The sequence below is a fragment of the Archangium violaceum genome, from assembly GCF_016887565.1.
In the GTDB taxonomy this organism is placed as follows: Bacteria; Myxococcota; Myxococcia; order Myxococcales; family Myxococcaceae; genus Archangium; species Archangium violaceum_B.
This window is the reverse complement of the sequence record NZ_CP069396.1, coordinates 3,664,637-3,675,737: the sequence shown is the minus strand read 5'-3', so window position 1 is coordinate 3,675,737 and position 11,101 is coordinate 3,664,637. Positions and strand designations below refer to the sequence as shown.

The following is an 11,101-nucleotide window of genomic DNA, read 5'->3' as shown; positions in this document are numbered from 1 at the left end:
TTCGGGTTCAACTTCCACGCCAATCATGCACCTTCAACGTATGCCAAGGCGAGGGGAAGACGGTGTGCGATGGCCGCCTGCATGGTGGGGGGCACCGGACGCCATACCCGCACGCACTCCCCGGCACATGCGCATCGAAAACGCTGAAGACTCTCAAAGATTACGTCACCACAGCACGGCGGCCCGCGGCCCCACTTTGAATCCAGACGGAAATCCGCAATCGCGTGCGAATCGCCTCACCCACAGCGAAACGATGAAAGACATTCGCGTGAAATCCGTCGATCCTCCTCGTAAGAAGCCTCGACATTTCCAGCGCCATCCGGATAATTGAGAATTGCACAGTAGGTCTGGGTGGACAAGGAATCACGTCCACCTACCTCGGACCCAGAAATGTTTTGAGTTGTGGTCGATGCCGGGTGGCGTGAGTCTTCATCCTGGCCGCGTGGAGTTATTACACGCAGTGTCTCACCTTGACGTAACTGACAGTCATTGCCACCAGGACCTGCCCACGAGCAGGCCGCCGAGTCGAAACCACGGCAACGGGAGCGGACGCGCATGATTCGGATCGGGCGAAGACAGTTCACCGCGGGCCTGGGAGCCTCGCTCCTGGCCAGCCCGCTGTTGGGGCTACTCAGCGGAGAAGCCCGTGCCGCGGCTCAGCAGGCAAAGCGGCTCATCGTCTTCTTCTCGCCCAATGGGACGGTGCACAACCACTGGCGCCCCAGCGGAACGGAGACGGAGTTCTCCTTCCCCGCGGGCAGCATCCTGGAGCCGCTCGCGCGCCACCAGTCCAAGCTGCTCATCTGCGAGGGCATCGACTTCGTGGAGGTGGACAACCACGAGGCGGGCATGTCCAACATGCTCACCGGCGGCGGCACGGCGGGCAGTCCCTCCGGAGGTCTCTCCGTCGACCAGTACGTCGCGAGCAAGATCGGCCAGGGCTCGCGCTTCCAGTCCCTGGAGTTCGGCGTGCAGACGAGCGCCTGGGGTGCGGCGCGCTCCACGCGCATGTCGTACTCGGCCCCCGGCGTCTTCGCCTCGCCCGAGGACAGTCCGCGCAACGCCTTCCAGCGCCTCTTCGGCGCGCTCGGCGGTAACACGACCACCACCGACAAGCTGCTGCGCCGCCGCAAGAGCATCCTGGACCTGGTGCGCGGTGAGATGAACGACCTGTCCCAGCGCGTGGGCGCGCAGGAGAAGCAGAAGCTCGATCAACACCTCGAGGCGCTGCGCCAGACGGAGCGCGGGCTGACCGAGCCCGTGGCGCTGCCCGGGTGCCCCTCGGCCACCGCTCCGGCCCCCATCGACGCCATGGCCAACGGGAACTTCCCCGCGGTGGGCAAGGCCCAGATCGATTTGATGGTGAGCGCGCTGGGCTGCGGCATGACGCGCGTGGCCTCCCTCCAGTGGGCCCACACCATCGCCCCCCAGGTGTTCAACTGGATGGGGATGGGCGAGGCCCACCACGAGCTGTCCCACAAGGACGACTCCAACACCTCGGGGGTGGCGAACTTCGTCAAGTGCGAGCGCTGGTTCGCCGAGCAGTTCGCCTATCTGCTCGACGCCCTCCAGGCCCACCCGGACCTGGAGACGGGCGGCACCCTGCTCGACTCCACCCTGGTGCTCTGGGCCAAGGAGCTCGGCGACAGCCGTCTGCACACCTGCCGCTCCGTGCCCTTCGTCCTGGCCGGGGGCTCCAACAGCTACTTCCGCTTCGGGCGCTACCTGCGTTTCAGCGGAGCACCGCACCAGAAGCTGCTCACCTCGGTCTGCCATGCCCTGGGTGTCACCATCGACACCTTCGGCGACGTCACCAAGGCCAGTGGCCCGCTCTCCGGGCTCGTCTGACCCCGCCCCCCACCTGACCGTCCACCTTCACGATGAGGAGGCAGGCCCCGTGCTCACGTCCCGGCACCTCTCTGCCCTTGGCGCTCTTCTTCTCTCCGCTTCCCTCTCCGCCTGCACCAAGCAGGACGGCTGCCCCGACGACCTGGAGTTCTTCCGCACCAAGCTCTGGGAGCCGGTGCTGTCCACGCAGTGCATCGCCTGCCACAAGTCCGACGGACTGGCGGCCGGGACGCGCCTGGTGCTGCTGCCCCCCAACGAGGAGGGCGCGGTGGAGGCCAACTTCATGACGGTGCGGGGGCTGGCGCGTGACACGAGCGCGGGCGCGCCCCTGCTGGTGATGAAGCCCTCGGGCACTCACCCGAAGGGCCACGGCGGCGGCACGCTCGTGGCCCAGGGCACCAACCGCTACACGGACCTCCAGGCCTTCGCGGACCGCATCAACGGTGTCGCCGGGGCCTGCGAGGCCACCGCCGTGGTGGCGTGCACCCCGGGCGCCATCGATCCCGCGGCCCGGCGCCGGCTGCGCATGCTCACCCGCTTCGAGTACGACAACACCCTGCGCGACCTGCTCTACCTGGACTCCCAGTGGGGAGAGTCCCTGCCCGCGGAAGAAGTCGTGCACGGCTTCGACAACAACTCGGACGCGCGCGCGGTGGGCACGCTGCTGACGGACAAGCTGCTCAGCACCTCCGAGCAGGCCGCCGAGGCGGCCGTGGCCAACCTGGCCCAGCACGTCACCTGCGAGCCGGGAGAGACGTGCGCGCAGCAGTTCATCCAGAAGTTCGGCGAGCGCGCCTTCCGCCGCCCGCTGACGGACGGGGAGCGCAGCCGCTACCAGTCGCTCTACACGAGCGTGGCATCGGAGGACGGCTACACCGAGGGCATCGAGGCCGTCATCGCCGCCATGCTCCAGTCCCCCCACTTCCTCTACCGCTCGGAGCTGGGGCAGTACACCAGCAGCGGGCGGTACGTGCTGACGGACTACGAGGTGGCCTCGGAGCTGTCGTACCTCTATTGGGGCTCGATGCCGGACGAGACGCTGCTGGCCAAGGCGCGCGCGGGGACCCTGCACACGCCGGAGCAGATCTCCGCCGAGGCGCGCCGCATGCTGGCGTCGCCCCGGAGCCGCCTCATGCTCGACCACTTCGTGAGCCAGTGGCTGGACCTGGGCAAGCTCGACCAGGCGCAGAAGGACGCCGTGGCCTTCGAGAGCTTCACCTCCGACATCCGCACGGCGATGAAGACCGAGACGACGGAGCTCTTCGACCATGTCGTCCGCAGGGGCTCCGGTCGGCTGCCCGAGCTCTTCACGGCCGACTACACGTTCGCCACGGACACGCTGGTGTCCTTCTACGGCCTGTCGGGACAGGTGAGCTCCTCGGCGACCACCGCCACCGGCCTGCGCATGTGGGACCTGTCCGGCACGGGCCGCAAGGGCATCCTCACCCATGGGAGCATCCTGGCCAGCCATGCCACGCCGCAGACGTCCTCGCCCGTGCTGCGCGGAAAGCTGGTGCGTGAGCGCATGCTGTGCCAGCCGCTCCCGCCGCCTCCCCCGGGCCTCAACGTGCAGCTGTCCCCGGTGGACCCCGAGTCGACCAACCGCCAGCGCTTCCAGGAGCACTCGACCAACGCGGCCTGTGCCTCGTGCCACAAGCTGATGGACCCCATCGGCTTCGGCTTCGAACAGTTCGACAGTGTCGGCCGCTACCAGCCGAAGCTGCCGGACGGGCAGACCCCGGTGGATGCGACGGGCGCGGTGTGGTCCGCGCCCACGCCCGACACCGACGGCACCTTCAACGGCGTGGAGGAGCTGCAACAGAAGCTGGGCGCCAGCGCGGACGTGCAGTCCTGCTTCTCGATGCAGTGGCTGCGCTTCGCCTACGGCAGCTCTGGGGATGACGAGTCCTGCGTGGCCCGTCAGCTCACCGAGCGCTTCCGCGAGGGGGGGCAGAGCATTCCGGAGCTGCTCGTCTCGCTGACGCAGCTGCCGCGCTTCACCGAGCGCCTGGCGGAGCCGGGGACGAAGCCGGGAGGTGGCGGCACCCCGGGCAATGGCGGCGGCGGTGGTGGCACGACCGACCCGGCGGCCTCTGGCAACGTGAAGGTGACCATGGTCCCCATGGATGACTGGGGGAGCGGCTACTGCACCAACGTCAAGGTGACCAACCCCGGTTCGGACACGATCACCTGGCGGGCCACGATGAGCGTGGGAGGCAACCTCACGCACGTGTGGAACGCCACGGCCACGCCCTCCGGAAACCAGACCACCTTCGTGGGCCAGGACTGGAACGGGCAGCTGGGCGCGGGCGCCAGCACCAGTTTCGGATACTGCGCGACCCGCTGACCGCTCACCACGCTTGAACCTCGCGCCTCCTGCCGATAGGGAGGCGCGAGCCCCATGTCCTCCTCGCGCCGTTCCTCCAAGAAAGGGCTCCTCGTCCTCCCGCTGCTCGCGCTCCTGCTCGCCGGTGGCGGGGTCGCTGGGTATGCATGGTTGCAGGGCGAGGACGCACGTGCCCGGGTGCTCGCCCGGGTGAAACCCGCCCTGGAATCCCGGCTGGGCCCGGTGCACATCGGTGACGAGTTCCACGTCGGGTGGACGGGCACGGTGTCGCTGGGACCGGTGGAGATTCCGGGGACGCGGCCCGAGGGTCCTCCCGTGGTGCGCGTCTCGCGCGTCACCGTCCGCCTCCGGCGGATGGCCCTGCTCCGGGGCCACGTCGAGGCGAGCCGGGTGGAGCTCGCGGGTGTGGCGGTCGAGGCCGGTCCCGAGGGGCAGGAGCTGAGGGCCTTCGTGGAACGGGTGCGCGAGGCCCGGAAGGCTCGGCGTCCCGCCGCGTCCTCGGACACGGACACGGGCACGTCCCGTGAGCTGCCCCAGGTGGTGCTGAAGGACGTGCACCTGGCCATCGAGCACCAGGGACGCAAGGAGTGGGGTCCGCTCGAGGCCCGGGTGCGGGTGGAAGGCACGAAGGAGGAGCCTCGGCTGGAGGCCACGGCCGAGCTGCCCGGCGGAGGGAGCGCGGCGTTGAGCGTCCTGCGCGCGGAGTCGGGCCCCTCGGGGACGCTCCGGGTACGGGGAGTGCCCGCGGGCCCGCTGCTGTCGCTCGCCGAGCTTCCCCTGAGCGCGCAAGGGGGCACGCTGGAGGGTGAGCTCCAGGGGGATGCCTCCAGCCTCACCTTCTCCGGGGCGATGACGGGCCTCACCGTGTCCAGCCCCCAGCTCGCCGCCGAGCCGGTGGGTCCCCTCGCCTTCTCCGCCCAGGGCCGCGTGCGCTGGAACGTGAAGGGCCGCGACGTGGTGCTCGAGTCCCTGCGGCTGACGATGGGGGAGCGCCGCGAGGCGAGCGTCGAGGTGCATGGCGAGGCCACCTGGGTGGGAGAGCCCCGCTTCTGGCTGCGGGCGGAGCTGCAACCGCTCTCCTTCGCCCAGGCGCTGGCGGCGCTGCCCCCCTCCCTGGTTCCCGACGTCGAGCTGGCGCGGCTGGAGGGCCAGTTCCAGGCCTCGCTGGCGCTCTCCGGTCCGGTGTACCGGCGCCGCGACTGGGCGGTGCAGGCGAAGCTGGAGCTGCCGCCGGAGCTGAAGCGCGCGGCCAGGACGGGGCCCCTGGCCTGGGTGCGCGAGTCCTTCGCCTACCATCCGTTGACGGCCGAGGGGCGCGGACGGGAGCTGCGCATCGGCCCGGCCAATCCCGCCTACGTGCCCCTGGCGGAGCTCCCGCGCCCGCTGGTGCGCGCGGTGCTGCGCAGCGAGGACGCGGCCTTCTGGATCCACCACGGCTTCGACTTCGAGTCGCTGCGGAACATCGTGCTGGCGCCCGAGGACGACAAGCTGCGCGGGGGCTCCACGCTCACCCAGCAGCTGGCGAAGAACCTCTTCCTGTCACGGGAGAGGACGTACGCGCGCAAGGTGAAGGAAGCGCTCCTCACGCTGGGGCTGGAGGCCTCGGTGCCGAAGGAGCGGCTGCTCGAGGTGTACCTCAACCTCATCGAGTGGGGCCCCGACGTCTACGGCATTGGCGAGGCGGCGCGGCACTACTTCGACAAGAACGCACGCGAGCTGAGCATCCGCGAGGCGGCCTTCCTCGCCACCATCATCCCCAACCCGGTGCGCTACCACGGCTACTGCTCCCGGGGAGCGCTCTCCGACACCTGGATGAAGGTCGTGAGCGATCTCCTCACGGACATGTACGAGGGAGGCGACATCTCCGAAGCGGAGTATCAGGAGGCACTCGCCGCGCCGCTCGCCTTCGCCTGCCAGCGCGGAGCGCAGCCGCCCCCCGACGACGAGACGCCCATCCGCACCGTGCCCACGAGCGACTGACGAGGCGCTCAGGCCTCCGCGCGCAGCGTGACGATGGTCACCTCGGCCGGCACGCCGATCCGGAACGGCAGCCAGTGCCCCGTGCCTCCCGACACGTAGAGCTGCCCGTCCCCGCGCCGGTAGCGCCCCAGCATGTAGTCGAAGGCGAACCGGAACAGCGGCATGCCCAGCAGCGCCACCTGCCCGCCATGCGTGTGGCCGGAGAGCGTGAGCCGCGCGCCCCGCTCCACCGCGAGCGGGAAGAAGTCCGGGTGGTGCGACAGGCAGAGCACCAGCTCGTCCGGAGACATGCCCCGGAAGGCGACCTCCGCCGAGCGCTTCATGCGCTCCGCCTTCGCGCCCACGCTGCGGCGCGGCCCGATGGGGTAGTCCACGCCCACCACCCGCACCCGGTGCCCGGCATGCTCGAGCACGTGGGCCTCATCCACCAGGAGGCGGACCGGGCTTCCCCGGCGCGCGCTCGCCGCGTACGCCTCGAGGACGGCGGGCAGGCCCCGCCAGTGCTCGTGGTTGCCGAGGATGGCGAGCATCCCGTGCCGCGCCTGGCACGTCTCGAGCGCGGCCATCGTCTCGTCCAGCTGCGAGAGATCATCGATCAGATCTCCCGTCATCACCTGGAGATCCACCCACGCCTGGTTCATCGCCTCCACCGTGGCGCGCAGGTACTGGGTGTCGATGAACGTGCCGATGTGAACGTCGGTGATCTGCCCGATCCGGAAGCCGTCCAGCGCCGGGGGCAGGCCGCGCAGCCGCACATCCAGCTCGCGGAGCACGAAGCCGGAGGAGCCGGCCACCAGGCCCGCCGAGCTCGTCGCCGCGGCCAACAGCGGCAACGCACGCCCCGCGCCCACGAGCAGGCTCCGCCGCTCCATGTCGACGTCGGGCGCCGCCACGAGGACCGCCCCTCCCTCGGTCATCTGGACCACGGGAGCCGCGCTCGCGGGGGCCGACTCACGCCGCCGGAGCAGGAGCGCGAGCGGCCACCCCAGGAGCATCACCAACCCCACCGCGATGACCCAGCCCGAGCTGAAGAGCTTCAGCGGCATGCCCACCACCGGCAGCACGCCGTGCTCGCCGAACCCGAGCACCAGCGGAAGGGCGAAGGCCAGGAGCGACAGCCCGGCCAGCCCGAGGAACACCTGACGGCGCCACCCCTCACGGAGACTCGGCCACAGCCGGCGCAGGACGAAGTAGGCACCCAGATTGATGAGAGCGGTGAAGAAGAGTCTCCCCATGCGTGTCCGTGCATAACAGAGCCGCAGTCCGGATGCCGGTCGAACGCAGGCCCGCCCACCGAGCGGGCCGTCACGCGAGGGCGAGCCCTCTGGCCCCGCGCTTCCTTGGCCCGGGTGCAACACGTGTGCGACGGTGGGACACCATGAGCGAGCAGGACAGCGCGGCGGCCCGGGCCATCCGCGAGCGGTACCAGGAGCTGGTCACCAAGGTGGACACCTTCTTCCACCGCGTGCAGTCACGCTACGGCGGCGCCATGCGGTGCGGAGCGGGCTGCACCGCCTGCTGTCAGGTGCGGCTGTCCGTCACCGCGCTCGAGGCCAGCGTCATCCGCGAGGGCCTCGCCTCCCTGCCCCAGGAGGAGCGCGCCCGGCTGGCGTCTCGGGCGGAGCAGGCGCCGCCGGGGGCCTGTCCGGCGCTCGAGGCGGATGGACGCTGCGCCATCTACGCCTGGCGGCCCCTGGTGTGCCGCTCGCACGGGGTGCCCATCCGCCACCGGGAACCGGGGGGCGCGGCGGCCGTCTCCGCGTGCGAGAAGAACTTCGACGGGGGAGCCGGGCTGCCCGAGGTGTCCCCGGACTGTGTGCTCGATCAGACAACCCTGTCCACGATGCTGGGAGTATTGGACGCGGCCCATGCGGACGCACGGGGTACCCCACGGGGCGAGCGTATCCGGCTCGACACGCTGCTGACGGAGAACCCCCTCGGAGGGGAGCCTCTCTAGTATCCTCGGCGCATGTCCAACAGCCTGCTGGTCGTCCACGTCCACGTCCACGTCAAGCCGGAATCCGTGGACGCCTTCCGTGAAGCCACCCTGGCCAATGCGCGTGCGAGCGTGAAGGAGCCGGGCATCGCCCGCTTCGATGTCATCCAGGACACCGAGGACCCGACACGGTTCGTGCTCGTCGAGGTCTACAAGACGCCCCAGGCGCCGGCCGCGCACAAGGAGACGGCCCACTATCTGACCTGGCGCGACACCGTGGCGCCCATGATGGCCGAGCCGCGCACGTCCCGGAAGTACGTCAACCGCTTCCCCGAGGACGGGGAGTGGTGACATGGGCCTGAGCGGCTTCGAGTTCGCCACCGCCACGCGCATCCTCTTCGGGGCGGGCCGGCTGGCGGAGGTGCCCCGGGAGGTGAAGGCCCTGGGCGGAACCCGGGTGCTGCTGGTCACGGGCAGGGACCCCACGCGCGCTGGACCCCTGCGCCAGGGGCTCGACCAGCTCGGACTCTCCAGCGTCACCTTCGCGGTGGAGGGTGAGCCCACCGTGGAGCTGGCGCGGGACGGAACGGCCACCGCGGTCTCCGAGAGGTGTGACGCGGTGGTGGCGTTCGGCGGAGGCAGCGCGCTGGACGCGGGCAAGGCCATCGCCGCGCTGGCCGCCAACGGAGGAGACCCGCTCGACTACCTGGAGGTCGTGGGCCGGGGCCTGCCGCTGACGAAGCCCTCGCTGCCCCTCGTCGCCATTCCCACCACCGCGGGCACCGGCTCCGAGGTGACACGCAACGCGGTGCTGGGGGTGAAGGACGCCCAGGTGAAGGCGAGCCTGCGCAGCCCGCTCATGCTGCCCCGGCTGGCCATCGTGGATCCGGACCTGCTCGCGGGTGCGCCCTCCGGGGTGCTCGCCGCCAGCGGGCTGGACGCGCTCTCCCAGCTCATCGAGCCCTTCCTCTCGGCGCGGGCCAACCCGCTCTCCGACGCGCTCGCCCGCGAGGGCATGGTCCGCTCGGCCCGCTCGCTGCGACGCGCGGTGTTGGAGGACACGGACCCGGCGACGCGGGAGGACCTCGCGCTGGCGAGCCTCTTCGGGGGCCTGTGCCTGGCCAACTCGGGCCTGGGCGCGGTGCACGGCTTCGCGGCCCCGGTGGGAGGCATGTTCGAGGCACCCCATGGCGCGGTGTGCGCGGCGCTGCTCCCGGCCGTGCTGGAGGTCAACCTGCGCGCGCTGAGGGCCCGTGCTCCCGCGCACCCCGCGCTGCCGCGCTTCCAGGAAGTGGCCGTCCTGCTCACCGGGCGAGCGGAGGCTCGGGCCGAGGACGGCATCTCCTGGGTGAGGGAGCTGTGCCAGGCGCTGCGCGTTCCAGGACTGGGGCGCTACGGTCTGACGGAGGCGGACGTCCCCATGCTCGTGACCCGGGCGAAGGCGGCCAGCAGCATGAAGGCCAACCCCCTGCCCCTCACGGATGAGGAGCTCACGGAGATTGTCGTCCGCTCACGGTGAGTGCCCTCGCGGTGCGCTTCCGGCGAACGAGGAAAGAGAATCCGATGGCCAACAGGATCAGCCGCATCACCACCTTCGTCGAAAAGCACAAGCTCGGCTTCGGTGTCGCGCGCCTCATCATGATGAGCGGCGTGAATGTTCGCAGCTTCGGTCCGAATGATCCGGATCCGCCCGATGCCCTGCGGCGTCTGGAGCAGGCGCTGCCTCAACTGTTGACGATCCAGGAGCTGAAGGAGCTCCAGAAGATTCTCTCGGAGGCATGAACATGACGGTCTCGATTGGAGTCGGAGTCGGAGACGCGGCGGATGTGAAGCAAGCCGTCCAGTCCGCGGTGAAACAGGCACGAGCACAGCTCGGAGGAGCACCCGCCCAGGCGGCCTACATCACCTCGACGGTGGACTACGACGCCGCGCGGGTGCACGCCGCCTTCCGGGAGGCATTGGAGGGTGTTCCCCTGCACGGGGTGACCACGTCGCTGGGCGTGCTCACCCCGGCGGGCGTGCGCAACGAGGGTCTCGGCGCGGTGGCGGTGATGCTGGTGGGAGGTGCACCGGGGACGGCCTTCGTGGCCTACTCCACGGAGGCGGACGGGCGCCGGGCCGGAGAAGCCGCGGCGCGGGAGCTTGTGCGCCAGTCGGGCGGGAAGATGCCGCGGATGATCCTCTTCAACGCCTCGCCCGGAGTGGAAGAGGCGATGCTGGAGGGCATCGCGAGCGTCTGCCCGGACGTGCCGTGCCAGGGCGGCAGCGCCGCGGACCATGCCATCGCCGGACAGTGGAGCGTCTTCACCCAGAAGGGGGCGGTTCCCTCGGGGGTGTCCCTGCTGGGCCTCTTCGGCGAGGTGCGGATCGGAACGGCGCTGTCCACGCCCTACAGCCCCACCGGGGTGCACGCCCGGGCCACGGGGACGGAAGGCCGGACCCTGCTGACGCTGGATGGCGAGCCGGCCGCGCAGGTGCTGGGGCGCTGGATGGAGGGCTCCATCGACGACCAGGTGCGCTCGGGGGGCAACATCCTGGCGCAGACGGCGCTGCGGCCCATCGCCGTGCGCCGGGGCCTGGACTCCCGGGACCACTACGTGACGGTGCACCCGGCCCATGTCCACGCGGACCAGGGAACGGTGGACATCTTCGCCCGCATCGAGCCCAACGACGAGGTGTGTCTGATGAGCGGCACCGCCGAGGGGCTGGTGGGTGACGTGGCCCACCTCATCGACATGGCGCTGGCGCAGGGCGACCTGACGGCGCGGGACGTGAAGGGCGCGGCGCTCATCTTCTGCGCCGGGTGCGCGGGCGCGCTGGGGCCTCGCATCGACGAGGGCCTGCGGACGTTCTCGCGGCTGCTGCCCGGCGTTCCCCTGCTGGGTCTGTGCACCTTCGGCGAACAGGGCCACATCCCGGGCCTGGGCAACGTGCACCAGGATCTCTCCCTCAGCCTCACGCTGTTCGCCGACGCGCGTCCCTGAGCACGG

At 70.5% G+C, this 11,101-nt stretch carries 10 protein-coding genes; 9 read left to right on the top strand and 1 reads right to left on the bottom strand.

Annotated elements, in window-relative coordinates:
- The first annotated feature begins 127 nt into the window (after positions 1 to 127).
- The 4 genes from JRI60_RS15260 (at position 128) to JRI60_RS15245 (ending at position 6,175) form a co-directional block, all read left to right on the top strand.
- Positions 128 to 331: a hypothetical protein gene (locus JRI60_RS15260; protein ID WP_204226591.1), complete on the top strand. Its 204-nt coding sequence runs from the start codon at positions 128 to 130 to the stop codon at positions 329 to 331.
- A 224-nt stretch (positions 332 to 555) separates the two neighbouring features.
- The gene (locus JRI60_RS15255) at positions 556 to 1,848 is read left to right on the top strand and encodes a DUF1552 domain-containing protein (RefSeq protein ID WP_204226590.1); all 1,293 of its coding nucleotides are present in this window, start codon (positions 556 to 558) and stop codon (positions 1,846 to 1,848) included.
- A 49-nt stretch (positions 1,849 to 1,897) separates the two neighbouring features.
- Entirely contained in the window at positions 1,898 to 4,195 is a 2,298-nt protein-coding gene (locus tag JRI60_RS15250) for a DUF1592 domain-containing protein (protein WP_204226589.1), read from the top strand.
- Positions 4,196 to 4,249: 54 nt separating this feature from the next.
- On the top strand, positions 4,250 to 6,175 hold the full coding sequence (locus JRI60_RS15245) for a biosynthetic peptidoglycan transglycosylase (protein ID WP_204226588.1): 1,926 nt from the start codon (positions 4,250 to 4,252) through the stop codon (positions 6,173 to 6,175).
- 8 nt (positions 6,176 to 6,183) lie between these two features.
- On the opposite strand, the gene JRI60_RS15240 is transcribed toward JRI60_RS15245, so the two are convergent.
- A complete protein-coding gene (locus JRI60_RS15240; RefSeq protein ID WP_204226587.1) occupies positions 6,184 to 7,410 on the bottom strand; it encodes a metallophosphoesterase in 1,227 nt (408 codons plus the stop codon).
- Between the two features lie 143 nt (positions 7,411 to 7,553).
- On the opposite strand from JRI60_RS15240, the gene JRI60_RS15235 reads away from it, so the two are divergent.
- Genes JRI60_RS15235 through JRI60_RS15215 form a run of 5 tightly spaced genes read left to right on the top strand, consistent with a single transcriptional unit; the run spans position 7,554 to position 11,095 of the window.
- Positions 7,554 to 8,132 (top strand): YkgJ family cysteine cluster protein, encoded by a 579-nt coding sequence (locus JRI60_RS15235; RefSeq protein ID WP_204226586.1) that lies wholly within the window; start codon positions 7,554 to 7,556, stop codon positions 8,130 to 8,132.
- A gap of 12 nt (positions 8,133 to 8,144) precedes the next feature.
- Positions 8,145 to 8,462: an antibiotic biosynthesis monooxygenase gene (locus JRI60_RS15230; RefSeq protein ID WP_204226585.1), complete on the top strand. Its 318-nt coding sequence runs from the start codon at positions 8,145 to 8,147 to the stop codon at positions 8,460 to 8,462.
- A gap of 1 nt (position 8,463) precedes the next feature.
- Positions 8,464 to 9,630 (top strand): iron-containing alcohol dehydrogenase, encoded by a 1,167-nt coding sequence (locus JRI60_RS15225; RefSeq protein ID WP_204226584.1) that lies wholly within the window; start codon positions 8,464 to 8,466, stop codon positions 9,628 to 9,630.
- 44 nt (positions 9,631 to 9,674) lie between these two features.
- Positions 9,675 to 9,893 (top strand): hypothetical protein, encoded by a 219-nt coding sequence (locus JRI60_RS15220; protein ID WP_204226583.1) that lies wholly within the window; start codon positions 9,675 to 9,677, stop codon positions 9,891 to 9,893.
- Positions 9,894 to 9,895: 2 nt separating this feature from the next.
- The gene (locus tag JRI60_RS15215; protein WP_204226582.1) at positions 9,896 to 11,095 is read left to right on the top strand and encodes an FIST signal transduction protein; all 1,200 of its coding nucleotides are present in this window, start codon (positions 9,896 to 9,898) and stop codon (positions 11,093 to 11,095) included.
- The last annotated feature ends 6 nt before the right edge of the window (positions 11,096 to 11,101 follow it).